This is a genomic window from Streptomyces endocoffeicus, from assembly GCF_016741935.1.
GTDB lineage: Bacteria > Actinomycetota > Actinomycetes > Streptomycetales > Streptomycetaceae > Streptomyces > Streptomyces endocoffeicus.
Window position 1 is genome coordinate 102,815 of record NZ_JAERRG010000025.1, and the last position, 26,992, is coordinate 129,806.

The 26,992-nt window shown below is 69.3% G+C and carries 23 protein-coding genes; 13 read left to right on the forward strand and 10 right to left on the reverse strand.

The features are described from left to right. Nucleotides 1–31 precede the first annotated feature (31 nt). Nucleotides 32–1,369, forward strand: coding sequence for an MFS transporter (locus JK364_RS41255; RefSeq protein ID WP_201856567.1), 1,338 nt, complete (start codon nt 32–34; stop codon nt 1,367–1,369). Nucleotides 1,370–1,375: 6 nt separating this feature from the next. Here JK364_RS41255 and JK364_RS41260 read toward each other — a convergent pair whose 3' ends face one another. Beyond that, nucleotides 1,376–2,866 carry a CCA tRNA nucleotidyltransferase gene (locus JK364_RS41260; protein WP_201856568.1) on the reverse strand — a complete coding sequence of 497 codons (1,491 nt, stop codon included), beginning with the start codon at nt 2,864–2,866 and terminating at the stop codon, nt 1,376–1,378. 180 nt (nt 2,867–3,046) lie between these two features. Between JK364_RS41260 and JK364_RS41265 the strand changes: the two genes are divergently transcribed. The 7 genes from JK364_RS41265 to trxA all read left to right on the forward strand — a co-directional run bounded on the left by JK364_RS41265 (nt 3,047) and on the right by trxA (nt 12,838). Next, the gene (locus JK364_RS41265) at nt 3,047–5,404 is read left to right on the forward strand and encodes a DUF6049 family protein (protein WP_201856569.1); all 2,358 of its coding nucleotides are present in this window, start codon (nt 3,047–3,049) and stop codon (nt 5,402–5,404) included. Nucleotides 5,405–5,452: 48 nt separating this feature from the next. Further along, on the forward strand, nt 5,453–7,834 hold the full coding sequence (murJ, locus tag JK364_RS41270; protein ID WP_201856570.1) for a murein biosynthesis integral membrane protein MurJ: 2,382 nt from the start codon (nt 5,453–5,455) through the stop codon (nt 7,832–7,834). A gap of 110 nt (nt 7,835–7,944) precedes the next feature. Further along, complete coding sequence (locus tag JK364_RS41275; RefSeq protein ID WP_201856571.1) at nt 7,945–9,660, forward strand: protein kinase family protein; 1,716 nt, start codon at nt 7,945–7,947, stop codon at nt 9,658–9,660. Between the two features lie 36 nt (nt 9,661–9,696). Further along, complete coding sequence (gene sigM, locus JK364_RS41280; protein WP_020869976.1) at nt 9,697–10,386, forward strand: RNA polymerase sigma factor SigM; 690 nt, start codon at nt 9,697–9,699, stop codon at nt 10,384–10,386. Further along, on the forward strand, nt 10,383–11,363 hold the full coding sequence (locus JK364_RS41285; protein WP_201856572.1) for an RsmA family anti-sigma factor: 981 nt from the start codon (nt 10,383–10,385) through the stop codon (nt 11,361–11,363). The genes sigM and JK364_RS41285 overlap by 4 nt, the downstream gene beginning before the upstream one ends. A 152-nt stretch (nt 11,364–11,515) precedes the next feature. Further along, nucleotides 11,516–12,466: a thioredoxin-disulfide reductase gene (gene trxB, locus JK364_RS41290; protein ID WP_201856573.1), complete on the forward strand. Its 951-nt coding sequence runs from the start codon at nt 11,516–11,518 to the stop codon at nt 12,464–12,466. Between the two features lie 42 nt (nt 12,467–12,508). Next, nucleotides 12,509–12,838: a thioredoxin gene (trxA, locus tag JK364_RS41295; protein ID WP_014061966.1), complete on the forward strand. Its 330-nt coding sequence runs from the start codon at nt 12,509–12,511 to the stop codon at nt 12,836–12,838. A 75-nt stretch (nt 12,839–12,913) separates the two neighbouring features. Here trxA and JK364_RS41300 read toward each other — a convergent pair whose 3' ends face one another. From JK364_RS41300 to rpmH, 9 genes are all read right to left on the reverse strand, one after another. Continuing rightward, nucleotides 12,914–13,531 carry a GNAT family N-acetyltransferase gene (locus JK364_RS41300; protein ID WP_037954609.1) on the reverse strand — a complete coding sequence of 206 codons (618 nt, stop codon included), beginning with the start codon at nt 13,529–13,531 and terminating at the stop codon, nt 12,914–12,916. Between the two features lie 326 nt (nt 13,532–13,857). Further along, nucleotides 13,858–15,003, reverse strand: a complete 1,146-nt coding sequence (locus JK364_RS41305; protein WP_201856574.1) for a ParB/RepB/Spo0J family partition protein — start codon at nt 15,001–15,003, stop codon at nt 13,858–13,860. Next, nucleotides 15,000–16,088: a ParA family protein gene (locus tag JK364_RS41310; RefSeq protein WP_078956777.1), complete on the reverse strand. Its 1,089-nt coding sequence runs from the start codon at nt 16,086–16,088 to the stop codon at nt 15,000–15,002. Before JK364_RS41310 ends, JK364_RS41305 begins: the two co-directional genes overlap by 4 nt. A gap of 226 nt (nt 16,089–16,314) precedes the next feature. Beyond that, nucleotides 16,315–17,028: a 16S rRNA (guanine(527)-N(7))-methyltransferase RsmG gene (rsmG, locus tag JK364_RS41315; protein WP_037954600.1), complete on the reverse strand. Its 714-nt coding sequence runs from the start codon at nt 17,026–17,028 to the stop codon at nt 16,315–16,317. Between the two features lie 111 nt (nt 17,029–17,139). Next, nucleotides 17,140–17,649: a Jag family protein gene (locus JK364_RS41320; RefSeq protein WP_020869968.1), complete on the reverse strand. Its 510-nt coding sequence runs from the start codon at nt 17,647–17,649 to the stop codon at nt 17,140–17,142. Between the two features lie 15 nt (nt 17,650–17,664). Beyond that, nucleotides 17,665–18,807, reverse strand: a complete 1,143-nt coding sequence (yidC, locus tag JK364_RS41325; RefSeq protein ID WP_201856575.1) for a membrane protein insertase YidC — start codon at nt 18,805–18,807, stop codon at nt 17,665–17,667. Between the two features lie 3 nt (nt 18,808–18,810). After that, nucleotides 18,811–19,128: a membrane protein insertion efficiency factor YidD gene (gene yidD, locus JK364_RS41330; RefSeq protein ID WP_020869966.1), complete on the reverse strand. Its 318-nt coding sequence runs from the start codon at nt 19,126–19,128 to the stop codon at nt 18,811–18,813. Next, nucleotides 19,125–19,508, reverse strand: coding sequence for a ribonuclease P protein component (gene rnpA / locus JK364_RS41335; RefSeq protein ID WP_037954594.1), 384 nt, complete (start codon nt 19,506–19,508; stop codon nt 19,125–19,127). Before rnpA ends, yidD begins: the two co-directional genes overlap by 4 nt. 24 nt (nt 19,509–19,532) lie before the next feature. Further along, a complete protein-coding gene (rpmH, locus tag JK364_RS41340) occupies nt 19,533–19,670 on the reverse strand; it encodes a 50S ribosomal protein L34 (protein ID WP_003956500.1) in 138 nt (45 codons plus the stop codon). 438 nt (nt 19,671–20,108) lie between these two features. Between rpmH and dnaA the strand changes: the two genes are divergently transcribed. From dnaA to JK364_RS41365, 5 genes are all read left to right on the forward strand, one after another. Next, nucleotides 20,109–21,983 (forward strand): chromosomal replication initiator protein DnaA, encoded by a 1,875-nt coding sequence (gene dnaA / locus JK364_RS41345; RefSeq protein ID WP_201856576.1) that lies wholly within the window; start codon nt 20,109–20,111, stop codon nt 21,981–21,983. 861 nt (nt 21,984–22,844) lie between these two features. After that, the gene (gene dnaN / locus JK364_RS41350) at nt 22,845–23,975 is read left to right on the forward strand and encodes a DNA polymerase III subunit beta (protein WP_201856577.1); all 1,131 of its coding nucleotides are present in this window, start codon (nt 22,845–22,847) and stop codon (nt 23,973–23,975) included. A gap of 105 nt (nt 23,976–24,080) precedes the next feature. After that, entirely contained in the window at nt 24,081–24,962 is an 882-nt protein-coding gene (gene gnd, locus JK364_RS41355) for a phosphogluconate dehydrogenase (NAD(+)-dependent, decarboxylating) (protein ID WP_201856578.1), read from the forward strand. A 56-nt stretch (nt 24,963–25,018) separates the two neighbouring features. Next, on the forward strand, nt 25,019–26,161 hold the full coding sequence (recF, locus tag JK364_RS41360) for a DNA replication/repair protein RecF (protein WP_201856579.1): 1,143 nt from the start codon (nt 25,019–25,021) through the stop codon (nt 26,159–26,161). Continuing rightward, on the forward strand, nt 26,158–26,700 hold the full coding sequence (locus JK364_RS41365) for a DciA family protein (RefSeq protein ID WP_201856580.1): 543 nt from the start codon (nt 26,158–26,160) through the stop codon (nt 26,698–26,700). The genes recF and JK364_RS41365 overlap by 4 nt, the downstream gene beginning before the upstream one ends. Nucleotides 26,701–26,992 lie beyond the last annotated feature (292 nt).

The following is a 26,992-nucleotide window of genomic DNA, read 5'->3' on the forward strand; positions in this document are numbered from 1 at the left end:
GGAGGCCCGTGTGGTGTGTGAGGCTGACGCCATGCCTGTTGTGCGTGATCTCCGCGTACTGCTGCAACTGCGGGACTTCCGCCGCCTCCTGGCCATCCGGCTGCTGTCCCAGTCGGCCGACGGCGTCTACCAGGTGGCGCTCGCCACCTATGTGGTCTTCTCCCCGGAGAAGGAGACCTCCGCCGCGGCCATCGCCTCCGCCATGGCCGTCCTGCTGCTCCCCTACTCCCTGCTCGGCCCCTTCGCCGGGGTGCTGCTGGACCGCTGGCGCCGGCGGCAGGTGCTGCTCTACGGCAATCTGCTGCGCTCGGGACTGGCCGTCGGAACCGCCGTGCTGGTGCTGGGCCAGGTGCCGGAGTGGCTCTTCTATGTCTCGGCCCTGTCGGTGACGGCCGTCAACCGCTTTGTGCTGGCCGGCCTTTCGGCGGCCCTGCCCCGGGTCGTGGACAGCCAGGAGCGTCTGGTCATGGCCAACTCCCTCTCACCCACCGCCGGAACGCTCGCAGCCACGGCCGGGGGAAGCCTCGCCTTCATCGTCCGGCTGTCGGGCCCCGGAGGCACCTCCTCGGACGCGCTGGTCGTCCTGGTGGGCGCCGCGCTCTATCTCATCGCCGGGCTCACGGCACTGCTGATGGCACCGGGTCTACTGGGGCCGGATCCCGCGGCCCTTCAGCCCCGCCTCTCCGCGGCCCTGATGAGCACCGCGCGGGGCCTGGTCGCTGGCGTACGCCATCTGCTGGAGCGCCGGGATCCCACCGTGGCGCTGACCGCGATGACGCTGATGCGCTTCTGCTACGGCGCGCTCACGGTGACGGTGCTGATGCTCTGCCGCTACGCATGGGCCGACACCGAGTCTCAGGGACTCGCGCTTCTGGGACTGGCCGTCGGCGTCTCGGGGGCGGGCTTCTTCGCGGCGGCCGTGATCACACCATGGGCGGTGGCCCGGCTCGGGGCCCGTTCGACCTCCCAGCCGGACGGCCGGCTCTCCTGGGTGATGGTGTGCGCGGGGAGCGCGGCCCTCCTGGAGCCGGGGCTCGGACTGCCCTTCGAGCCCGCTCCCACGCTGATCGCCGCGTTCGTCCTCGGGCTGGTCACCCAGGGCGCCAAGATCGCCACTGACACCGTGGTGCAGTCCGCCATCGCCGATGACTTCCGCGGGCGGATCTTCTCCCTCTACGACGTGCTGTTCAATGTCGCCTTCGTAGGAGCCGCGGCGGTCGCCGCGGTGATACTGCCACCGGACGGCAGATCGGCCACACTGCTGATCTGTGTGGCGCTGCTCTACGCGGCCACCGCGCTCCTGGTGAGGTTTCACGTGAAACATGACCGGCAGAGCGCCAAGCAGGTCGATGTTTCACGTGAAACGTGAGGGGGCTCAGTCCTCCGACTGAGCTTCCCACCACTCCTGAAGCGCGGAGATCGCGGCGTCCCTCGCCATCGGGCCGTGCTCCAGCCGCAGCTCCAGCAGATGCTTGTACGCCTTGCCGACCTGCGGCCCCGGCGGAATGCCGAGGATCTTCATGATCTCGTTGCCATCCAGATCCGGGCGGATCGAATCCAGTTCTTCCTGCTCCTGCAGCCGGGCGATCCGCTCCTCGAGGCCGTCGTACGCACGCGAGAGCGCCACCGCCTTCCGCCGGTTGCGTGTGGTGCAGTCCGAGCGGGTCAGCTTGTGCAGCCGGTCAAGCAGCGGCCCGGCGTCACGGACATAGCGGCGGACCGCGGAGTCGGTCCATTCCCCCGTGCCATAGCCGTGGAAGCGCAGATGCAGCTCGACCAGGTGGGAGACATCCTTGATCAGCTCGTTGGAGTACTTGAGCCTCGTCATCCGGTACCTGGTCATCTTGGCCCCCACCACCTCGTGGTGGTGGAAGGAGACCCGGCCGTCCTTCTCGAAGCGGCGCGTCTTGGGCTTGCCGATGTCATGCAGCAGCGCGGCCAGCCGCAGCGTCAGATCGGGGCCCTCGGTCTCCAGGTCGATGGCCTGGTCCAGCACCGTCAGCGAGTGCTCGTAGACATCCTTGTGGCGGTGATGCTCATCGCGCTCCAGGCGCAGCGCCGGAAGCTCCGGCAGAACGCGGTCGGCGAGCCCGGTCTCCACCAGCAGCCGAAGCCCCTTGCGGGGGTGATCGGCCAGGATGAGCTTGTTGAGCTCATCACGCACCCGCTCCGCCGAGACGATGTCGATGCGCTCGGCCATCGCCGTCATCGCGGCGACCACCTCGGGGGCCACCTCGAAGTCCAGCTGCGCGGCGAAGCGCGCGGCACGCATCATCCGCAGCGGATCGTCGGAGAAGGACTCCTCGGGCGTCCCCGGAGTGCGCAGCACCCGGGCGGCGAGGTCCTCCAGACCGTGGTGCGGGTCGATGAACTCCTTCTGCGGAAGCGCCACCGCCATCGCGTTGACCGTGAAGTCCCGACGGACCAGGTCCTCCTCGATGGAGTCGCCGTAGGACACTTCGGGCTTCCGAGATGTCCGGTCATAGGCTTCTGACCGATAAGTCGTGATTTCGATCTGGAAGCTCTGCTCCGACCCGCTTCCTGGCGACATGCCCTTTCGGCAGCCGACCGTACCGAAGGCGATGCCGACGTCCCAGACCGCGTCCGCCCAGGGCCGTACGATCTTCAGCACCTCGTCCGGCCGGGCGTCCGTCGTGAAATCCAGATCGTTACCGAGCCGGCCGAGCAGCGCGTCCCGTACCGAGCCGCCGACCAGGGCCAGGCGGAAACCCGACTGCTGGAAACGACGGGCGAGATCGTCGGCAACGGGAGAGACCCGCAGGAGTTCGCCCACGGCGCGGCGCTGCACCTGGCTGAGCTCGTTGGTCGACTGCGGGGATCGGCTGTCATTGTTGGCGTTCGGCACAACAGAACAGGGTACGTGGCCGTGCGCCCCCGGGACTCCACCCCCGATGCGGCCACCACTGCGTAACGATCTTGTGGAGCCCTCCACAGCACTTCGTCACAGCGGGCATCGTTACCATTTCGTGGACGCACATTGCGACGACCACTGACGACCTACTGACGACAAGGGACGGGCGAGCGCGTGGCCGATGCGGCAGACCTCCGGGGGACAACTTCCGCTCGTGCCCGGCGATGGTTGCGGCGCACGGCGGCCCTGCTGGCCGCGGCGCCGATGCTCGCGGGCCTGACACAGATTCCGGCGGCACCCGCCGCCCACGCCGAGAGCAAGGCCACGGGCTCGCGATCGGTGGATGTCTCCATCACCTCACTGACCCCCACCGCGCCGGAGAAGAGCGACACTCTCACCGTCAGTGGCACCGTCACCAACGACACCAAGGGCACGGTCTCGGGGGCTCGGGTGGGCCTCCGCGTCGGCCCGACCATGAGCGGCCGCAGCGCGATCGACACCACGGCCCACCGCACCGGCTATACGGAGGGGCTCGACGGCACCGAGATCGACGGCAAATACGCCAAGAAGATCGGCAAACTGGCGGCCGGCACCAGCCGTGACTTCTCCCTCTCCATACCGGTGGATCAGCTGCACCTGGGGGAGAACGGGGTCTACCAGCTCGGCGTCTCGCTCACCGGCGGCACCTCCAGTCAGCCCTGGCCGCAGGTGCTGGGCATCGAGCGGACCTTCCTGCCCTGGCAGTCGGGCCCGTCCCAGAAGAAGTCCCAGCTCACCTATCTGTGGCCGCTGATCTCCGCCACCCATGTGACCGCCCGCACGGACAACGACGAGGACCGCACCCCGATCTTCCGGGACGACCGCCTGGCCAAGGAGCTGGCCCCGGGCGGCCGGCTGCAGCAGATGGTCGCCCTGGGGAAGAACCTCCCCATCACCTGGGTGATCGACCCCGACCTGCTCGCCACGGTCGACGCGATGACCAAGAAGTACGAGGTCCAGAACCCCTCGGGCAACGGCACCAGGGCGGGCCGCGGCCAGACCGTCGCCAAGCAGTGGCTGGACTCCCTCCAGAAGGCCGTGGACGGCAAGCAGGTCGTCGCGCTGCCGTTCGCCGACCCCGACCTCGCCTCGCTCGCCCACCGCGGTAAGAACGTCACCGGCGCCCTCAGCCACCTCCAGGGCGCCACCGACCTCGCCTCGACGACCGTGGAGACCATCCTCGGAGTGCGGCCGCGCACGGACTTCGCCTGGCCCGTCGAGGGCGCGGTCGACTCCTCGATCGTGGACGTCGCCACCTCCGCGGGCGCCCACAACGTGATCGCCCGCAGCGACAGCCTGCGCGAGACCGGCGGACTCCCCTACACCCCCACCGCGGCCCGCCAGATCGGCGGCGGCAACACGGCGGTGGTCGCCGACGCGCGGCTGTCGACGGCCTTCACCGGCGACATGTCCAAGGCGGAGAACTCCACCCTCGCCATCCAGCAGTTCCTGGCCCAGAGCCAGATGATCAACCTGCAGGCGCCGGACAGGCAGCGCAGCATCGTGGTCGCCCCCCAGCGGACGCCCACCACGAGTCAGGCGCAGGCCATGGCGGCGGCCATGGAGGGCCTCTCCGGGCAGTGGACGCAGCCGCTGAGCCTGGGGCAGGCCGCGAAGGCCAAGCCCGACCCGAGCGCCACCCAGCGGGTGCCGAGCACCCGCTCCTACCCCCGGTCGCTGCGCGCGCGGGAGCTGCCCACCGAGGCGTTCGACCGGATCCAGGAGACCCAGGAGACCCTGGACAATTTCGAGCCGATCCTGACCGCCAAATACCGGGTGGTCACCCCCTTCGGGAACGCGATCAGGCGCGAGATGTCGACCTCGTGGCGCAGCGAGGCACAGAACGCGACCGGCTTCCGGCACGACGTGCAGACCTATCTCTCCGGGCTCACCAGGAAGGTGCGCCTGGTCCCGAAGACGGACATGACCCTCTCCGGGCGCAGCGCGACCGTCCCGGTGACCGTCCAGAACAACCTGGTGCAGAGCGTCGAGCTGCGGCTCGTCCTGCGCTCCCAGCAGGGCAACCGGCTTGCGGTCAGCGACCCTCAGCTGGTCAATGTGGAGGGCGGCCACAGCCAGTCCGTGAAGTTCGGGACCACGGCCAACGCGAACGGCCCGGTGTGGGTCTCGGCGCAGCTCTACACCCCGGACGGCCAGCCGTACGGCAACGAGATGATGTTCGAGGTGAATGTCACCGAAATCACGTCGACCGTGATTCTCGTGATCGCCGGCGGTGTGCTGCTGCTGGTCCTCGCCGGTGTCCGGATCTATGTCCAGCGCAAGCGCGCGGCCGCCAGGAGCGGTGAGGACGGCGGGGACGGGGAAGACGCCGAGGAGGCGCACGGGCAGGATGAGGACGACAGCGAGGCCCCGGAGAACGACCGGTGTGACCCCGCACACGCTCTCGTGCCCGAGCAGCCGAGTGACCCGGCGCCGGACACCGGATCGCAAAGCGCTGGCCCGTCCGGCTCGGGTGAGAAAGTGGACCATTGAGCAATGCCGGGGCCGGTGGGCCGCAGTGGACGATGAGGTGGGGTAGCGATGAACGCGCCGTATGACGGTGATGGCCGAGTGCCACCGCCGCCACAGCCGTCCCCTCACGGCCCCCACGACCCTTACGGACAGGAGCCGCACCAGCGGGATCCGTATCTGGGCGACGCCCACCAGGCGCCCCCGGCCGATCCGCGTCAGTCGTACGGCCAGCAGTACTACGCACCGGATCCGTATCTGGACGACTCGTACTCGACGGGCAGCTTCACGCCCTACCCGTATCCGACGCAGGATCGGTACGCCCACGATCCGCTGACGGACCCCCGGTACGACCGGCGCTCCGCCCACGCCCCGCAGCAGGACGGCTACCAGCAGCAGTACTACCAGCAGCCCCCCACACCGCAGGGCCCCGACCCGCGCGCCTGGTCCCCCGAGGCCGCCGCCGGCCACCAGGGCGCCACACAGCAGCCGTACACCGCCGATCAGGCGGGCCAGGGCTATCCGGGGGCCGGCGACGGCTACAGGGCGGGGGAGCAGCCGCAGCGGGACGCCTTCGCGCACCTCTACCGCGATCAGCAGCAGCCCTATGAGCCCCGGCCCGGCCAGGGCCAGGGCTATCCACAGGGCCCGGAGAACTACCCGCAGGGCCACGCGCCCGGTCAGGGGCAGGTGCCGTTCCCCGGACCGCCCAGATCGGCGGACGCCGGCGCGGCGGCCGCCGCCCCCACGGTGGCCGCCCCGGTGGTGACCGCCCCCGCGACCGAACCCGAGCCGAGGAAGCCCTCAGCGGGCAAGGGCCGCGCGTCCAGCGTGCTCCAGTCCAGCGCGCTGATGGCCGCGGGCACCCTGGTCTCCCGGCTCACCGGCTTCGTCCGGCAGATGGTGGTCCTCGCGGGCCTGGGCGCGGCCACCCTCGGTTCCACCTACGCCCTCGCCTACACGCTGCCGACAATGGTCTACATCCTCACCATCGGCGGCGGTCTGAACTCCGTCTTCGTCCCGCAGCTCGTGCGCGCGATGAAGGAGGACGACGACGGCGGCGAGGCTTTCGCCAACCGGCTGCTCACCCTGGTGATGGTGGTGCTCGGCCTCCTGGTCGCAGTCACCGTGCTCGCCGCGCCGGTGCTGATCCGCGCGATGTCGCCGACCATCGCGGACAACCCCGCCGACAACGAGGTCGCGGTCACCTTCGCCCGCTACTGCCTGCCCACCATCTTCTTCATGGGCATTCACGTGGTGGTCGGCCAAATCCTCAACGCCCGGGGCCGGTTCGGGGCGATGATGTGGACCCCCGTCCTGAACAACATCGTCATAATCTTCACCTTCGGCCTGTTCATCTGGGTGTTCGGCACCGCCGGCAGCTCCAAGATGGACACCACGACCATCACCGCCGAAGGCATCCGGCTGCTGGGCATGGGCACCCTGCTGGGGCTCGTCGTCCAGTCCCTGGCGATGTTCCCCTACCTGCGTGCCACCGGTTTCCGCTTCCGGCCGCGCTTCGACTGGCGCGGCCACGGCCTCGGCAAGGCCGCCAAGCTGGCCAAGTGGACGGTCCTGTTCGTCCTCGCCAACCAGGCGGGCGTGCTGGTCGTGACCCAGCTGTCCACCGCGGCCGGCGCCGAGGCCGAGAACCAGAACGCGCCGGGCATGAGCTTCGTCGGCTACTCCAGCGCCCAGCTCATCTGGGGCATGCCGCAGGCGATCATCACCGTCTCCGTCATGGCCTCGCTGCTGCCCCGGATCTCCCGGGCGGCCCACGACGGGGACGCCGGAGCGGTCCGCGACGACATCTCGCAGGGCCTGCGCACCTCCGCGGTCGCCATCGTCCCGCTCGCCTTCGGCTTCATCGCCCTGGGCATCCCCATGTGCACGCTCCTGTTCGGCGCCTCCGGCACCGACGCGGCCGTCTCCATGGGCTACATCCTCATGGCGTTCAGCCTGGGCCTGATCCCCTTCTCCGTGCAGTACGTCGTCCTCCGCGGCTTCTACGCCTACGAGGACACCCGCACCCCCTTCTACAACACGGTGATCATCGCCGCCGTCAACGCCGCCGGATCCGGGCTCGCCTATCTCCTGCTCCCCGCCCGCTGGGCCGTCGCCGGTATGGCGGCCGCCTACGGCCTGGCCTACGCCATCGGCGTGGGTGTGGCCTGGAAGCGACTGCGCAACCGGCTGGGCGGCGATCTGGACGGCCCCCGCGTCGTGCGCACCTACACCCGCCTCGTCGGCGCCAGCGTCCCCGCCGCCCTCCTGGGCGGCGGCTCGGCCTACACCATCATGCAGACCCTCGGAATGGGTGTCGCCGGCTCCGTAGCGGCTTTGCTGGGCGGCGGTCTCGTTCTTATCGCGGTCTTCTACATTGCTGCGAAACGGATGCGCGTTGATGAGCTGACGGCCATGGTCGGTATGGTGCGCGGACGACTCGGACGCTGATCATTGAGCACAACCATCGTCCGCCACCGTGTGTCGTGCATAGCGGCGGACTGTGGGCACAATTGTCTTGGCTCGGAGTAGGCGCAACGGATGGGGAGGCAGGAACGACGGTGGCGGAACGGAGCACGGCTGCCGTCGACGTGGCCGACAGCGGTGGAGAGGAGCCGCTGACCGCCAAGGCGGGTAAGGCCACGGCCGACGGGGCGGGGACGAAACAGAAGGTCGGCGAGGGGACAGAGGCCGCGGTCACCGACGATACGGGCGCCGCGGCCGAAGCGAACCCCCTCGAACTGCACAGCGGTCACAAGCTGGCCAGACGCTACCGTCTGGAGGAGTGCGTCACCCGTCTGGACGGATTCAGCAGTTGGCGTGCTGTGGACGAGAAACTGCGGCGCGCCGTCGGGGTGCACATCGTGCCCGCGGACCATCCGCGCGCCAGGTCGGTGCTGGCCGCCGCCCGTTCCGCGGCCCTGTTGGGCGATCCCCGCTTCGTCCAGGTCCTCGACGCCGTCGAGGAGAACGATCTTGTCTATGTCGTCCATGAGTGGCTTCCCGACGCCACCGAGCTCACCGCCGTGCTGGCCGCCGGGCCGCTCGAGCCGCACGACGCGTACCAACTGGTCAGCCAGGTCTCCCAGGCCATGGCCGCCGCCCACCGCGAGGGCCTGGCCCATCTGCGGCTGAACCCCGGCTCCGTGCTGCGCACCGAGTCCGGTCAGTACCGCATCCGCGGACTGGCCGTCATGGCCGCCCTGCGTGGTATCAGCGTCGACCACCCCCAGCGCACCGACACCGAGGCGATCGGCGCGCTGCTGTACGCGGCGCTCACTCAGCGCTGGCCGTACGAGGCCGACGCCTACGGCCTCTCCGGGCTGCCCAAGGGCGTGGGCCTGATCGCCCCCGACCAGGTCCGCGCCGGAGTGCACCGCGGTCTGTCCGAGCTCGCGATGCGCGCGCTCGTCAACGACGGGGCCACCGCCTCCCGTCAGGACCAGCCCTGCACCACCCCCGAGGAGCTGGCCAAGGCCGTCGGGGCGATGCCGCGCATCCGGCCGCCGGAGCCCGCCTTCACCCCGTCCCAGGCGTACCAGCGCACGACGTACCAACAGGGTGTGTACGGCCAGCAGCCGAACCGCGGCGGCACCGCTCACATGGCCCGTCCGGCCGCTCCCGTGCCGCCTCCGCCGCCGCTGCAGAGCCGCACGGGCAAGGCCCTCAAGTGGACCGTCTCCGCCCTTCTGATCGCCGCTCTCGGCCTCGGCAGCTGGCAGCTCGCGGACACCCTCCTCAAGGAGGAGAACAAGTCCAGCCCGGGCAAGTCCACCGGTGAGAAGGACGACGGCAAGGGCCTCAAGCTCGTGGGCAAGCCGCTCAGCATCGAGAGCGCCACGGAGTTCTCGCCGCTGGACGCGCCCTTCGCCCCGGACAAGGTCGATGGCGCCATCGACGGCGATACGGGCACCGCCTGGGTGACCAAGGAGTTCTACAACTACCCGAACTTCGGTAACCTGCCCAGGCGCAAGCAGGGCAGCGGCATCATCGTCGACCTCGGCAGCGCCAAAAGCGTCTCGAGCCTCGACATCGACTTCTACAGCGCCGGCCAGAAGGTGGAAGTCCTCGCCGCCGATCCCTCGGCATCCGACCCCACCTCACTCAGCGCCTTCTCCAAGCACCTCACCGATCTGAAGAGCGTCGGGAAGAAGCTGTCCACCGTTCTCGACGAGCCGGTACGGACGCGATACGTCCTGGTCCACATCACGGAGCTTCCGACCAGCACCCCCGATCGCTACCGTGGCGGCATCTCGGAGATCAAGGTCAAGGGCTGACCCTCTACGGTCGGCCGAGAGGGGAGGGGCTCAACGTTGGACGACGCCACCATCGGCGGAGCGAGCGACGGCGAGCTCCTCGCCCGGCACGTCGACGGCGACCCGGACGCCTTCAGCGAAATAGTGCGGCGCCACCGCGACAGACTCTGGGCGGTGGCGCTGCGCACCCTCGGCGACCGTGAGGAAGCGGCCGACGCGGTCCAGGACGCGCTCGTCTCCGCCTATCGCGCCGCCCACACCTTCCGGGGCCAGTCGGCCGTGACCACCTGGCTGCACCGCATCACGGTCAACGCCTGTCTGGACCGGGCCCGCAAGGCCGCCTCCCGTCGCACCTCCCCCGTCGACGACACCGAGCGGCTCGAACAACTCCTGGAACCCCATGAGTCGGCCGCCGCCCCCGCCGAACGGGGTGATCTCCACCGCGAACTCCTCCAGGCGCTGCGCACCCTCCCTCCCGAGCAGCGCGCGGCCCTGGTGCTGGTCGATATGCAGGGCTACCCCGTCGCGGAGGCGGCGAAGGTCCTGGACGTACCCACCGGCACCGTGAAGAGCCGCTGCGCCCGGGGCCGCGCACGACTGCTGCCCCTCCTCTCACATCTCCACCCCAGTGGGAGGGGTAGCTCACCCTCGAGCATGGGAAGGAACCGGACGCAGGGGACGTCCGTCCCACCGACGGCAGGACCGAACGACACAGATGCCGTGAAGGGCGGAGGTGGGCGAGCGTGACATCCTCGACGGACACGGAAGAGCACCCTGAAGTCGCGGAGATCTCCGCACTCACCGAGGGTCTGCTCTCTCCGTCCCGCGCCGTCGATGTGCGCACTCACCTCTCGAGCTGCGTGCTGTGTGCGGACGTATGGGAATCCCTGGACGAGATCCGCTCCCTGCTCGGAACCCTCCCGGGGCCGGTACGGATGCCCGCCGATGTGGCGGGCCGCATCGACGCGGCACTGGCCGCCGAAGCGCTTCTCGACGCGACCGCCCCCGAGCGCGTGGCCGATGTTTCACGTGAAACCCCGGATCCGGACGCCGCGCCCACGCCTGTTTCACGTGAAACGGCCGATGACGCCTCCGGCGACCCCGACTCCGACACCGTGGAGCCCACGGCCAAGCCGTCCATCACGGCGGACCGGCCCGCCGGGCGCCCGCGTGGGGCCACCGGGCCTGGACGGGGAACCACCGGACCCGGCACCCGCCCCGGTCGCTCCCGTCACTGGCGCAAGGCCGTCCTCGGCGGCGCATGCGCCGCCGCGGTGATCGGCATCGGATCCTTCTTCCTCCAGAGCGGCTCCTCCGGCGATCACGGCGACAGCGACCCCCAGGCGCACGCCAGCCAGAGCTCCACCGGGAACTCCACCCTCTCCTCGGGCACGCTCAAGGACCGCGTGCACGAACTGCTCGCCGACCGGAAGTCCACCGCGTCGGACGGCGTCACCGGCCAGGGCAACTCACCCGATGTGCCGCTGCGCGCCGACGACGACCCTGAGGTGCCCTCCTGCGTACAGAGCGGCACCGGCCGCAAGGAACCGGCTCTCGCGGCGCAGCAGGACACCTACGACGGCCAGAGCGCCTATATCGTCGTCCTCCCGCACCCCTCCGACAGCTCACGCGTCGATGCCTTCGTGATCGACGCGTCCTGCGTCTCCGCCTCCCCGACGACTCCCGGGGAGCTCCTGGTGACCCGGACCTACCCGCGGCGCTGAGGCACACCGCACACCGGGGCCCCGCCTGACAGCGCTCGGGAATGCCTGACCCGTAGGATCCGTTGGGTGGGGTGGCAGCGGAATTCCGGGGGGACCCGGAGCCGCCCGCCCAGTCAGCAGTCCGGCAGTCGGCAGAGACAAGGAAGACATCCGTGAGCGACGTCCGCAACGTGATCATCATCGGTTCCGGGCCCGCGGGCTATACGGCCGCGCTCTACACCGCCCGTGCTTCCCTGAAGCCGCTGGTCTTCGAAGGCTCCGTGACCGCGGGTGGCGCCCTGATGAACACCACCGATGTGGAGAACTTCCCGGGCTTCCGGGACGGGATCATGGGCCCCGACCTGATGGACAACATGCGGGCCCAGGCCGAGCGCTTCGGTGCCGAGCTCGTTCCGGACGACGTGACCGCGGTCGACCTCAGTGAGCAGATCAAGACCGTCACCGACTCCGCCGGTACGGTCCACCGGGCCAAGACCGTCATCGTGACCACCGGCTCTCAGCACCGCAAGCTGGGGCTGCCGCGCGAGGACGAGCTCTCCGGCCGCGGTGTCTCCTGGTGTGCCACCTGTGACGGGTTCTTCTTCAAGGACCAGGACATCGCCGTCATCGGCGGCGGCGACACGGCCCTGGAGGAGGCGACCTTCCTGTCGCGGTTCGCCAAGTCGGTCACGGTGGTCCACCGCCGGGACAGCCTGCGCGCCAGCAAGGCGATGCAGGACCGGGCCTTCGCCGACCCGAAGATCTCGTTCATCTGGGACAGCGTGGTCGAGGAGATCCACGGCGAGGGCAAGCTCTCCGGTCTCACGATCCGCGACGTCAAGAAGGACGAGACCTCCGAGCTGCAGGTCACCGGACTGTTCATCGCGATCGGTCACGACCCGCGCACCGAGCTGTTCAAGGGCCAGCTGGGCCTGGACGACGACGGGTACCTGAAGGTGGAGGCGCCCACCACCCGGACCAACCTGTCCGGTGTCTTCGCCGCCGGCGATGTCGTGGACCACACCTACCGTCAGGCGATCACCGCGGCCGGCACCGGTTGCTCGGCGGCACTGGACGCCGAGCGGTACCTCGCCTCGCTGGGCCAGGGCGACGCCACCGTCTGACTCCGATTCCCACCTCTGCACCAACTCACTAAGGAGATTGCCATGGCCGGTGCCACGGTCACCGTGACGGACGCCGACTTCGAGGAGAAGGTCCTCAAGAGCGACAAGCCGGTACTCGTCGACTTCTGGGCCGCCTGGTGCGGTCCGTGCCGCCAGATCGCCCCCTCCCTGGAGGCCATCGCGGCCGAGCACCCCGACAAGATCGTCATCGCCAAGCTCAACATCGACGAGAACCCGGCGACGGCCGCCAAGTACGGCGTGATGTCCATCCCGACGCTCAATGTCTACCAGGGCGGCGAGGTCGCCAAGACCATCGTCGGCGCCAAGCCCAAGGCCGCCATCGAGCGCGACCTGGCCGACTTCATCGGCTGAGCACACCACGCGTCGCCCTCATACACGAAGGGGCTGCCCATCCGGGCAGCCCCTTCGTGTTTCACGTGGAACCCGCTACAGCGGCCGAAGCGCCGGCTCCTTCTGGACGGCGCCGAGCAGCCGGTCCAGCGCCAGCTCGACATCCTCCTTCCAGGAGATCGTCGTCCTCAGCTCCAGCCTCAGCCGGGGGTAGCGCGGATGCGGCCGTACGGTCTTGAAGCCCACGGCCAGCAGATGATCGGCGGGCAGCACACACGCCGGTTCCTTCCAGGTGGCGTCCCCGAACGCCTCCACCGCCTTGAAGCCCCGGCGGATCAGATCCTTGGCGACGGTCTGCACCATCACCCGGCCCAGCCCCTGTCCCTGGTATCCGGGCATCAGCCATGCCGTCATCAGCTGGACGGCATCCGCCGCGACCGGACTGGTCGGGAAGGCCGTGGAGCGCGGCACATACGCCGGAGGCGCGTACAGCACAAAGCCCACCGGGACCTCATCGACATAGACCACCCGGCCGCAGGATCCCCACTCCAGCAGAACGGCGGAGATCCATGCCTCTTTCTCCAGCTCCGGCCGGCCGGCCCTTACGGCTGCTTCGCCGCTGACCGGATCGAGCTCCCAGAAGACACAGGCGCGGCAGCGCTTGGGGATGTCCGGGAGGTTGTCCAGCGTGAGCGGTACGAGCCGACGCCCCATGAAGCCAGTCCTTCACTTCCGTGGCCAGCCGCGCCACGGGCGGCTGACAGCGCACTACGCTCCCTGAGCAGACTGCCGACGAAACCGCCGACAGCTCCCAGGCCCAATCCTGTGGCCAACAGTCCGGTGCGGCTCACCGATCGCATGGCCCTGCCCTCCACATGCGGCGCCTCCACATGGATCCGCCCTACCTGACCGCATCGTATCCGTGCCGAGATTGCACCGATACCGCCCTTGGGCAAACAGCGGGTCGCGTTCCGACCATGCCGGAACGCGACCCGCCCCGCGCTGCCCTTCCGTACGGCATGAACCGCACGGGCAGCGCCTCACTCGTCCTCGTCCGCCGCTCCGCCCTCGGAGGAGAGCGGCTGCTCCAGCACCGGCCCCTCACCGGGGGCCAGCGAGCCGAGGATCCGCTCGAGATCCTCTATCGAGGCGAACTCGACGACGATCTTTCCCTTCTTCTGACCGAGGTCGACCTTCACCCGCGTCTCGAACCGATCGGAGAGACGTGAGGCCAGATCCGTGAGCGCGGGGGACACCCTCGCACCCGCCCTCGGACTCTTGGGCTTGGTCGTACCGCCCGATCGCGACCCCATCAGGGTGACGATCTCCTCGACCGCACGCACCGAGAGCCCCTCGGCGACGATGCGATGGGCCAGCCGGTCCTGCTCCTCCGGGTCGTCCACGGAGAGCAGCGCCCGGGCATGGCCCGCGGAGAGAACCCCGGCGGCCACCCTGCGCTGGACGGACGGGGAGAGCTTCAGCAGCCGCAGCGTATTGGAGACCTGCGGGCGCGAGCGCCCGATGCGGTCGGCCAGTTCGTCATGCGTGCAGTTGAAGTCCTTCAGCAGCTGGTCGTACGCCGCCGCCTCTTCCAGCGGATTCAGCTGGGCCCGGTGGAGGTTCTCCAGCAACGCGTCGAGAAGGAGCTTCTCGTCATCGGTGGCCCGGACGATCGCGGGGATCTTCTCCAGCCCGGCCTCACGACAGGCCCGCCAGCGGCGCTCGCCCATGATGAGCTCATAGCGCTCCGGCGCCAACTGCCGCACGACGACGGGCTGGAGGAGACCGACCTCCTGGATCGAGGTGACCAGTTCGGCCAGCGCGTCCTCGTCGAAGACCTCACGGGGCTGCCGCGGGTTGGGGGTGATGAAGTCCAGCGGCAGCTCCGCGAAGTGAGCCCCGGCCACCTCCTCCGGCATCGACTCCGGGGCGGCGGCCTCGGGCTCCTGCTCCCGCGGCGCGGGCTCGGTTTCCTGTGGAACGGTGTGCGTGGCCAGTCCGGCCACCTTGGCCGCCGCCACTCCGCGCTCCTGGGTGAGCACCGGGACCGCGGTCGGTGAGGTGGTGGCCCCGGTCGTCGTGACCGTTCCCGCCCCCGCCGAGGACGCGGCGTTGTCCGCCCCCTTCGGCGCGGGAGGGATCAGGGCACCGAGCCCACGGCCCAGTCCTCTGCGTCGCTCACTCACTGAATCCCCTCCTGCATGCTGCTGTGCTGGTCGTGCTGGCTGAGCTCGGGCAAGGCATGGGCGTGCTGGGCTTCGTAGTGCACGCCGACACCTCTGAGGGCGATCTCGCGGGCCGCCTCCAGATAGGAGAGCGCCCCACTCGACCCCGGGTCATAGGTGAGGACGGTCTGCCCATAACTGGGGGCCTCGGAGATGCGCACCGATCGGGGAATGCTCGTCCGGAGCACCTCACCGCCGAAGTGGCTCCGCACCTCGTCGGCGACCTGGGAGGCCAGCCGGGTACGACCGTCGTACATGGTGAGAAGGATCGTCGAGACATGGAGCTTGGGGTTGAGATGGCCCCGCACCAGATCCACATTCCGCAGCAGCTGCCCCAGCCCCTCCAGCGCGTAGTACTCGCACTGGATCGGGATCAGCACTTCCGCGCCGGCCACCAGCGCATTGACCGTCAGCAGGCCCAGCGAGGGCGGGCAGTCGATCAGGATGTAGTCCAGCGGCTGCTCATACGCCTCGATGGCCCGCTCAAGCCGGCTCTCCCTGGCTACCAGGGAGACCAGCTCGATCTCGGCACCGGCGAGATCGATCGTGGCCGGAGCGCAGAAGAGGCCCTCCACATCCGGGACCGGCTGCACCACATCGGACAACGGCTTGCTGTCGACCAGCACGTCATAGATCGATGGAACCTCGGCATGGTGGTCGATCCCCAGCGCCGTCGAGGCATTGCCCTGTGGGTCGAGATCGATGACCAGCACGCGACCACCGTGCAGGGCGAGCGAGGCAGCCAGATTGACCGTGGTCGTGGTCTTCCCGACCCCGCCCTTCTGGTTGGCGACCACCATCACCCGGGTCTGCTCCGGCCTGGGCAACCCCTCACCGGCGCGGCCCAGGGCTTCGACCGCCAGCTGAGCGGCACGGCCGATAGGGGTGTCGTCCATCGGAGGCGGCGTTTCACGTGAAACATCCTCCCCCGGCGATTCAGTACGGGGGCCGGGGACCGGATCGGTCATCGGCCCCGCGATGTTGGCGTCGGACCGCAAGGATTCACTCTCCTCGACATCAGGCTCGCAATAAGCAGAGCCTGCCATGCTTTTGGGGTCGTGAACCAGCGAGGCCCGTTCTCCTGTGGATGAATCCACGTTCCTACGGGGTCGGCGGTCGCGGGGCAAGGCCGCCGCACGACCGCGACTGATGATTCCATGCAGCAGGGAGCGACGTTTCACGTGAAACACGATGCACGGGAGGACTCGTCGATGGGTCGCGACACTCCGGTATGTGTAGTTTTGCCAGCTTGTATGGAGCAATGCCCCTGATTCAGGGCCGACGGCGCGGCGACCGGCGAGCCGCCTTGGCCCGCTTCGCCGCGAAGCGCACACCCCCGGGGCTCTCCCCGACCTCGACCCGCACCACCGTGGACGGCGGGTCCACCACTCCCTCACCGACATGCAGCACCGAGGTCCCCACCACGCCCAGCTTGCCCAGCGCGGCCCGGGCCTGCTTCAGCTCCTCCTCGGCGGTGTCGCCCTTCAGCAGCAGCATCTCGCCGTACGGGCGCAGCAGCGGAACCCCCCAGCCGGCCAACCGGTCCAGCGGGGCCACCGCCCGTGCCGTCACCACATGCATCGGGGTCAGCTTCCCGAGGACCTCCTCGGCGCGGCCGCGCACCACCGTCACATGTTCCAGCCCCAGCAGCTCCACCACTTCCCGCAGAAAGTTCGTCCGGCGCAGCAGGGGCTCCAGCAGGGTGATCCGGAGGTCGGGACGGGTCAGGGCGAGCGGAATACCCGGGAGCCCGGCCCCCGAGCCCACATCGCAGACGGTGACCCCCTCGGGCACCACTTCGGAGAGCACGGCGCAGTTCAGCAGATGCCGCTCCCACAGCCGCGGCACCTCACGCGGGCCGATCAGCCCACGGGTCACTCCCACATCCGCCAGCAGCTCGCCGTAGCGGACGGCCTCCGGGAAACGGTCACCGAATACGTCCCTTGCCTCGGGGGGCGCCGGGGGGAGCTCCGCTGCTTCCGTCACGGGGACCGTCCTTCCGTACCGAACACTCTGCTGAACGATGATGTAAGGCTGACAAGATTCGGCCCCGTCTGCGTGCAGACGGGGCCGTGTGGATCACGAGGCGGAACCGCTTCAGACCGGAAGCACGACCACGCAGCGCTGGGGCTCCTCGCCCTCGGACTCGCTGCGCAGCCCGGCGGCGGCCACGGCGTCGTGCACCACCTTCCGCTCGAAGGGCGTCATCGCCTTGAGCTTCACCGGCTGACCGGTGCCCTTCGCCTCCTCGGCCGCCTTGGTGCCCAGCTCGGTCAGCTCGGCACGCTTACGGGCCCGGTATCCGGCGATGTCGAGCATCAGCCGGCTGCGGTCACCGGTCTCCCGGTGCACCGCGAGGCGGGTCAGCTCCTGAAGGGCCTCCAGCACCTCGCCATCGCGGCCGACCAGCTTCTGCAGATCACGGCTGGTCGAGTCGCTGATGATCGACACCGCTGCGCGATCGGCCTCGACGTCCATGTCGATGTCGCCGTCGAGGTCCGCGATGTCCAGCAGCCCCTCGAGGTAGTCGGCCGCGATCTCCCCTTCCTGCTCAAGGCGGGTCAGGGTGTCGACACCCTCGGCTGCCGGGGTGGTGCCTTCCGTCACGGATGGACTCCTTCGTTACTTCTTGGTCGGGTGCTTGGGGCGCTGCTGGCCCTTGCGCTGGCCGGACTTCGAGCCACGGGAGGAGCCGGAAGCCGAGCCGCCGCCGGCCGGCTTGCCGCCCTGCGCGCCCTTCTTCTGCCCCGGTCCCTGCTTCTCGACGGACTTGTGCTCGGTGGACTCCTCCGTGGAGGCCGAGGAATCCGGCTGCGAGCTGGCCTTGCTGTGGCCGGTCGTGGAGCGCTGCGCCTTGGTCTGGCGCTTGGGCTGCTGACGGTTGGCACGCGCCGTCTCGGCCGCCTCCTTCGCGGCGACCTCGGCCGGCTCCTCCTTCAGCTTGCCGGTGGCCCGCAGCCGCTCCTGGCGGGCCTTGAAGGCCACGCTGCCCGGGGTCGGGTTCCGGCGGATGACGAACATCTGCTGGCCCATGGTCCAGACGTTGGTGGTCAGCCAGTAGACGAGGACACCGACGGGGAAGTTGATGCCGAAGACGGCGAACATGATCGGGAAGACGTACATCAGCATCTTCTGCTGCTGCATGAACGGCGTCTTCACCGTGAGGTCGACGTTCTTGGTCATCAGCTGGCGCTGGGTGAAGAACTGCGAGGCCGACATCAGGACGATCATGGTGATCGTCACGATGCGGACGTCGGTCAGCGAGGCGCCGAGGGATTCGACCTTCGAGGCCGAGTCCATGAACTTCACCGACAGCGGAGCGCCGAAGATATGGGCGTTACGGGCGCTGTCCAGCAGCGACTGGTCGATGACACCGACCGTCTTGTTGTTCGCGATGTGGTTGAGCACCTGGTACAGCGAGATGAAGAACGGCGACTGCGCGAGGATCGGCAGACAGCTCGAGAGCGGGTTGGTACCCGTCTCCTTGTAGAGCTTCATCATCTCTTCGGACTGGCGCTGCTTGTCGCTCTTGTAGCGCTCCTGGATCGCCTTCATCCTGGGCTGGAGCGCCTGCATGTTCCGCGTCGACTTGATCTGCTTCACGAAGAGCGGGATCAGGCAGATCCGGATCAGCACCACCAGCGAAACGATGGACAGACCCCACGCCCAGCCACTGTCCCGATCGAAGATCAAGCTGTAGAACGAGTGGAACTGGACGATGATCCAGGAAACTACGTCATAAAGAGGACCGAGGATCGTGTCCACGAATCAGGCTCCTTGGGCTTTGGGCTGGGTCTCGGGCTGTGCGGCAGGCTCCACAGCCGGATGCCCGCCGAGGCGGTTCCGCAGCCGCTGGTGCCACACCGGACGCTTCCGGGGCGGGACGTGGTCGACGCCACCGAGTGACCATGGGTTGCAGCGCAGGATGCGCCAGGCCGTCAGCGCCGTTCCTTTCACCGCGCCGTGCCGGTTGATGGCCGTATAGCCATAGTGCGAGCACGACGGGTAGTACTTGCAGACCGGTCCCAGCATCGGGCTGATGGTCCACTGGTACAGCTTGATCAACCACAGCAGCGGGTACTTCATCGCGGCACCCCTCCCAGTAGCCGCTGCACTGCCGTGTCGAGATCGCGGGCCAGCTGGTCGTGACCCGCCTCACCCGCGCCGGGCAGCGCCCGTACGACCACAAGGCTACCTGCGGGAAATCGGTCGATGCGGTCCCGCATCAGATGGCGCAGTCTCCGCTTCACCAGATTGCGGACGACGGCACCGCCGATCGCCTTGCTCACGACGAAACCCGCACGCGCCGGAGGAGCACTCTCCCCGGATGCGTGCGGGTCCGTATCACCGCTGGTGAGGCCGGTGCGAAGATGCACGACAAGGAGCGGGCGCCCGGCCCTGCGTCCTCGGCGTACCGCGGCCGCGAAGTCCTCGCGCCGCCTCAGCCGATGTTCGGTAGGCAGCACGTCATGGACCTTGAGTCAGGCTGCTCAGGCCGACAGGCGGGCGCGACCCTTGCTACGGCGGGACGCGAGAATCGCGCGGCCGGCACGGGTGCGCATCCGCAGCCGGAAGCCGTGGGTCTTCGCGCGGCGACGGTTGTTCGGCTGGAAGGTGCGCTTGCTCACTCGGGGGCTCCAGAAATGAATCGGATGGTGGAGGTCTATCGCTTGGCTGTCACCGTGCGCCCACGAGTAGCTCGCAATACGCCCGAGTGCACCGCTTCACGACCACGGATCATCAGCCCGTGAATCCTTGCCCATCGGAGGCAGGCGGCAGCAGCCATCGACAACTCGACCTGGTTACGGTACGCGCGGTTACGCCATCCGGTCAAACCGGTGGCCGACACCCTGACAGCGCGCTATCCACCCCCAGCCTAGGGGCAAGGGAACGCCCGGCGACATCGCATGGCACATTTGTACACACCCTGTGGACAACGACTTGAACCCTGTACCCCGGCCTGACTACCGTGGCTGGGCTCCGATTCCTTCACGCCCGTCCCGAGAACCACGCATTCGTGGGACCTGTCGGCGTCCCCCACCCAGCGAGCTGAGAGAGCGTGCCCTGTGGCTGACGTACCCGCCGATCTTGCCGCAGTGTGGCCACGTGTGCTCGAGCGGCTGCTGGGAGAGGGCTCCGAGCACGGCGGACAAGGCGTCGAGGCCAAGGACGAGCACTGGATCAAGCGGTGCCAGCCCCTCGCACTGGTCGCCGACACCGCGCTGCTCGCCGTCCCCAATGAATTCGCCAAGGGCGTACTGGAGGGCCGGCTGGCCCCCGTCGTCAGCGAGACGCTGAGCCGGGAGTGCGGCCGCCCGATCCGCATCGCGATCACCGTGGACGAGTCCGCCGGCGAACCGATCGTCCCCCCGCAGCCCCAGCGCGAGCAGCGCGAGTCCTACGAGAGCTACGACGGCCGGGACGGCTATGGCCGCCAGGCGCCGGACGATCTTCCGTCGGCCCGCCCCGCGTACCCCGGGTATCAGCAGCCGCGCCCGGAACCGGGCGCCTGGCCGCGGGGCCGTGACGACTACGGCTGGCAGCAGCCCCGGCTCGGCGGCTTCCCCGAGAACGATCCGTATGCCTCCCAGCGCACCTCGTCCGGCTATGACCAGCAGTCCGGCTATGACCAGCAGCCGTACGAGCAGCCGCGCGGCGACTACCGCGGACCGGGCGCCGAGCGCCCCGGGCCGGGCCACGGTCACGGTCACGGCCACGGCCACGGCGGCGGTCACGGCGGCATCCCCGGCCCCGGGACGAGCCCCGAGCGCCCGCCGTACGAGCAGCGCCACGATCTGCCCGACCCGCTCGAGCGCGCCCGCGGCGGCCCGCCCGTGCTGCCCTCGCAGACCGGCGCCCCCGGCCCGCTCGCCGCTCAGCCCGCGCCCGCGTCCGGCCCCGGTGAGCCGACCGCGCGGCTGAACCCCAAGTACCTCTTCGACACCTTCGTCATCGGCGCGTCCAACCGCTTCGCGCACGCCGCGGCGGTCGCCGTCGCCGAGGCGCCGGCCAAGGCGTACAACCCGCTGTTCATCTACGGCGAGTCCGGGCTCGGCAAGACCCACCTGCTGCATGCCATCGGGCACTACGCGCGCAGCCTCTACCCCGGCACCCGGGTGCGCTATGTGAGCTCGGAGGAGTTCACCAACGAGTTCATCAACTCCATCCGCGACGGCAAGGCGGACGCGTTCCGCAAGCGCTACCGCGACATGGACATCCTGCTGGTCGACGACATCCAGTTCCTGGCGAGCAAGGAGTCGACGCAGGAGGAGTTCTTCCACACCTTCAATACGCTTCACAACGCCAACAAACAGATCGTGCTCTCCTCCGACCGGCCGCCCAAGCAGCTGGTCACCCTGGAGGACCGGCTCCGCAACCGCTTCGAGTGGGGCCTGATCACCGATGTGCAGCCGCCGGAGCTGGAGACGCGCATCGCGATCCTCCGTAAGAAGGCGGTGCAGGAGCAGCTGAACGCGCCGCCGGAGGTGCTGGAGTTCATCGCCTCGCGGATCTCCCGCAACATCCGCGAGCTGGAGGGCGCGCTGATCAGAGTGACGGCCTTCGCGAGCCTGAACCGGCAGCCGGTGGACCTCGGGCTCACCGAGATCGTGCTGAAGGATCTGATCCCCGGCGGCGAGGACGCGGCCCCGGAGATCACCGCCACCGCGATCATGGCCGCGACCGCCGACTACTTCGGGCACACGGTCGACGATCTGTGCGGCGCCTCCCGCAGCAGGGTGCTGGTCACCGCGCGGCAGATCGCGATGTACCTCTGCCGGGAGCTGACCGATCTCTCGCTGCCCAAGATCGGCGCGCAGTTCGGCGGCCGGGACCATACGACCGTGATGCACGCCGACCGCAAGATCAGGGCGCTGATGGCCGAGCGGCGCTCCATCTACAACCAGGTGACCGAGCTGACCAACCGCATCAAGAACGGCTGAGAGGGGCCCGCAGGGGCCACCACGAACCGCTGAAGGGCGCTCCGGGACGGACATCTCCCGGGGCGCCCTTCGCCGTCCTCCCGCGTTACATCGCCGTCCCTCGTCGTTCACCGCCATGAAGCTGTTCGATTCCCTGCCCGGCCGGCCCGGTTCTCCACAGATCCACGGCTCATCCACCGTCCACACCCTGGGGACACGGGAGTTGTCCCGATCGCGTCCACAGGGTGCCCGATGGAAAGGGGATCCCCCGAGGTCAGCCGGTTGTGGAATTGTGGCTAACCGGAGTCCACAGACTGTGGACGATCGAGACGTCCACAGGCCGCGCGTCAGCTTGTCCACCGACAACCCACAGCCGAAGGCCCGTTGCCCACAGCTTCTCCACACCGCTGTCCACTGTTCGGCAACGAAACGGCCACGGTCACCGGGGAGAGTGAAAGGCGTCACACCGAAGAGGCGGGTTGGGCTGTGGGGAAGGTGGGTAAAACTGGGGACGGCGCTGGGGAGAACCGGGCGATGTCTGTGCATCGCATGTGCAGAACTCTTCGGCATCCACAGAAAGCCCTGGTTGTCCACCGCCTCCACCCACAGGCCCGGTGGATAAAAAAGCGCCTCTGACCAGGGCGGATTGAGTTTTCCACGGTTTCCACAGGGCCTACTACTACGACCACATAGAGATAGCGAGGAAATCGCTTCGAAGTGGGGCCTGTGCACAACCTCGGGCCGAGCCGCCCGACACCCCGCGCACCGACTTGACCCCGAGCCGCACCGACTGTCGGCGGCGTGCGTCAGACTGGTCTCCGGCGACACAGCCGACGACGAAGGCCAGCAGGGCGAGCCAGCAACAGCAGGAGGCGGCTTACGGTGAAGATCCGGGTGGAGCGCGATGTACTCGCGGAGGCGGTGGCCTGGACGGCCCGCAGCCTCCCGGCCCGACCGCCGGTGCCCGTCCTCGCGGGGATTCTGATGAAGGCGGAGGAAGGCGCGCTCAGCCTCTCCGGCTTCGACTACGAGGTCTCGGCCCGCGTCTCGGTGGAGGCCGACATCGAGGACGACGGCACCGTCCTCGTCTCCGGCCGGCTCCTCGCCGACATCTGCCGCGCCCTCCCCAACCGTCCGGTGGAGATCTCCACCGACGGGGTGCGGGTCACCGTGGTCTGCGGCTCCTCGCGATTCACACTCCACACCCTGCCTGTGGAGGAGTACCCCGCGCTGCCGCAGATGCCGACCGCGACGGGCACCGTCCCCGGTGAGGTCTTCGCCGCCGCCGCGGCCCAGGTCGCCATCGCCGCCGGCCGTGACGACACCCTGCCGGTGCTCACGGGTGTGCGGATCGAGATCGAGGGCGACACCGTCACACTGGCCTCCACCGACCGCTACCGCTTCGCGGTCCGCGAGTTCCTGTGGAAGCCCGAGACCCCCGACATCTCCGCCGTCGCGCTGGTGCCCGCCAAGACGCTCCTCGACACCGCCAAGTCGCTGACCAGCGGTGACACCGTCTCGATCGCGCTCTCCGGCTCGGGTGCGGGTGAGGGCCTGATCGGCTTCGAGGGCGCCGGGCGCCGTACGACCACCCGGCTGCTCGAGGGCGACCTGCCGAAGTACCGCACGCTCTTCCCCACCGAGTTCAACTCGGTCGCGGTGATCGAGACCGCCCCGTTCGTCGAGGCCGTCAAGCGTGTGGCCCTGGTCGCCGAGCGCAACACCCCGGTGCGGCTCACCTTCGAGCAGGGCGTGCTGATCCTGGAGGCCGGATCCAGCGACGACGCACAGGCTGTGGAAAGGGTGGACGCCCAGCTCGACGGCGACGACATCTCGATCGCCTTCAACCCGACGTTCCTGCTGGACGGGCTCAGCGCGATCGACTCGCCGGTCGCCCAGCTGTCCTTCACCACCTCGACCAAGCCCGCCCTGCTGAGCGGCAAGCCCGCCATGGACGCCGAGGCGGATGAGGCGTACAAGTACCTGATCATGCCGGTCCGACTGAGCGGCTGAAAGCCGAGCGAATGAGCGGGTGTAGCCCACATCTGTGCGGCTACCCGCGGGCGTAGGCTCGGATTCACCGCGAAACGCAACGGACTACGGCACAAAGGATCACTGATGGAGCTCGGTCTCATCGGCCTCGGCAAGATGGGCGGCAACATGCGCGAGCGCATCCGCCGCGCAGGCCACACGGTCATCGGATACGACCGCAACCCGGACGTCGCCGATGTCCACAGCATCGATGAGCTCGTCAACCAGCTCAAGGGCCCCCGAGTGGTGTGGGTCATGGTCCCGGCGGGCGTCCCCACCCAGATCACCATCGATGAGCTGGCCGAGCTGCTGTCGCCCGGCGACGTCGTCGTGGACGGCGGGAACTCCCGCTGGACCGACGACGAGAAGCACGCAGAGCAGCTCAACGCCAAGGGCATAGGCTTCGTCGACTGCGGTGTCTCCGGCGGTGTCTGGGGTCTGGAGAACGGCTACGCGCTGATGTACGGCGGCGCCGCCGACCATGTGGCCCGGGTCCAGCCGATCTTCGACGCGCTCAAGCCCGAGGGCGCGGTCGGCGCCGTCCACGCTGGCAAGGTCGGCGCGGGCCACTTCGCCAAGATGGTCCACAACGGCATCGAGTACGCGATGATGCAGGCGTACGCCGAGGGCTGGGAGCTGCTGGAGAAGGTGGACTCGGTCACCGACGTCCGTGAGGTCTTCCGCTCCTGGCAGGAGGGCACCGTCATCCGCTCCTGGCTGCTGGACCTGGCCGTCCGCGCCCTGGACGAGGACGAGCACCTGGGCAAGCTGCGGGGCTACGCGGAGGACTCCGGTGAGGGCCGCTGGACTGTGGAGGCCGCGATCGACAACTCCGTGCCGCTGCCCGCGATCACCGCGTCGCTCTTCGCCCGGTTCGCCTCCCGCCAGGAGGACTCGCCGCAGATGAAGATGGTCGCCGCGCTGCGCAATCAGTTCGGTGGCCACGCGGTCGAGAGCAACGAGAAGTAACCACCCCTCGGGGTCGGAAGCAGCAGTACTGCCGGGGGAGGTCGGCGCAGCCCACTATGCACGTCACGCATCTCTCGCTCGCCGACTTCCGCTCGTACGTCCGGGCCGAGGTGGCGCTCGACCCGGGCGTCACGGCCTTCGTCGGGCCCAACGGCCAGGGCAAGACCAATCTCGTCGAGGCCGTCGGCTATCTCGCCACCCTCGGCAGCCACCGGGTCTCCTCCGACGCCCCGCTGGTGCGCATGGGCGCGGAGCGGGCCGTGGTCCGGGCCGCGGTCGTCCAGGGGGACCGGCAGCAGCTGATCGAGCTCGAGCTGAACCCGGGCAAGGCCAACCGCGCCCGTATCAATCGATCGTCGCAGGTCAGGCCGCGTGATGTGCTGGGGATACTGCGGTCGGTGCTGTTCGCGCCCGAGGATCTGGCCCTGGTCAAGGGCGATCCGGGCGAGCGCCGCCGGTTCCTGGACGAGATGATCACCGCGCGGGCGCCCCGGATGGCCGGGGTCCGCTCCGACTACGACCGGGTACTGAAGCAGCGCAACACCCTGCTGAAGACCGCCGCCCTGGCCCGGCGCCACGGCTCGCGCAGCGGGGGCGGCGACGCGGCCCTGTCCACTCTCGACGTCTGGGACCAGCATCTGGCCCGGGCCGGTGCCGAGCTGCTCGCCCAGCGGCTCGATCTGATCTCCGTGCTCCAGCCGCTCGCCGACAAGGCGTACGAGCAGCTCGCCCCGGGCGGCGGCCCCGTGCTGCTGGAGTACCGCGGCTCGGCCGGTGAGGGGCTGGCCGACGCGGGCAGCCGCGACGAGCTGTACGAGCTGCTGATGGCCGCCCTCACCGAGGCCCGTAAGCAGGAGATCGAGCGCGGGGTCACGCTGGTGGGCCCGCACCGCGACGACCTGGTGCTCAAGCTGGGCCGGCTCCCGGCGAAGGGCTACGCCAGCCACGGCGAGTCCTGGTCGTACGCCCTCGCCCTGCGGCTGGCCTCCTACGATCTGCTGCGCACCGAGGCGGGCGAGCCGGTGCTGGTGCTCGACGACGTCTTCGCGGAGCTGGACGAGCGGCGCCGGGAGCGGCTGGCCGAGCTGGTCGCCCCCGGGGAGCAGGTGCTGGTGACCGCGGCGGTGGAGGACGACGTGCCGAATGTGCTGACCGGTACGCGCTACGCGGTGTCCGAGGGTGAGGTGCGGCGCGTATGACGGATCCGATGGAGCAGCCCGCACGGCCCCCGGCGGTGCCCGAGCCCTCGGGGGTCGATCTGGCGCGGGTGGCGCTGCGCGCCGCCAAGGAGCAGGCGCGCGCCCGGGGGGCCGCGGCCCAGCAGAAGAAGCAGGCGCGCAGAGGGGGCTTGCGCTCCGGCGCGCGCGCCGATGGCCGCGATCCGCTTCCGCTCGGTGCGGCGATCAACCGGCTGATCACCGAGCGTGGCTGGGAGACCCCGGCCGCGGTCGGCGGGGTGATGGGCCGCTGGCCCCAGATGGTGGGCCCCGAGGTGGCCCAGCACTGCGAGCCCCAGCGCTATGACGAGGACGCCCGGGTGCTCACGGTGCGCTGTGACTCCACGGCGTGGGCGACCCAGCTGCGGCTGCTCGCGCCCCAGCTCGTGGCCCGGCTCAACGCGGATCTGGGCCAGGGCACGGTGAAGCTGATCAAGGTTCTGGGCCCCGGCGGCCCGCCCCGGCGCTACGGCCGGCTGCGCTCCCCGGGCTCCACGGGCCCGGGTGACACGTACGGCTGACCGGGGTTCGAGCCATGGTGTTAACCGGGGGTAACAGGGTGACTGCTGAGACCCCGGTCACGGTAGCCGGTGGTTGACAGCCCGAAGCGCTGAGTGGCGGCGTGAGCCTCTTGGAGCCCGTCCCCGCATATGGGGAGTCGGCGGCGGCCGGTTCAGGGCGGCACATGCGGACTCAGGCGGCAGCAAGCCCCCATTCTTGTCGGCGCTACCGGTAGACTGGGGCCGTACACCGTCGCCGCTGGTGCACCGAGCGCTTGCGGACACATGTTGAACGACGCAGCCGCTCCCGCCT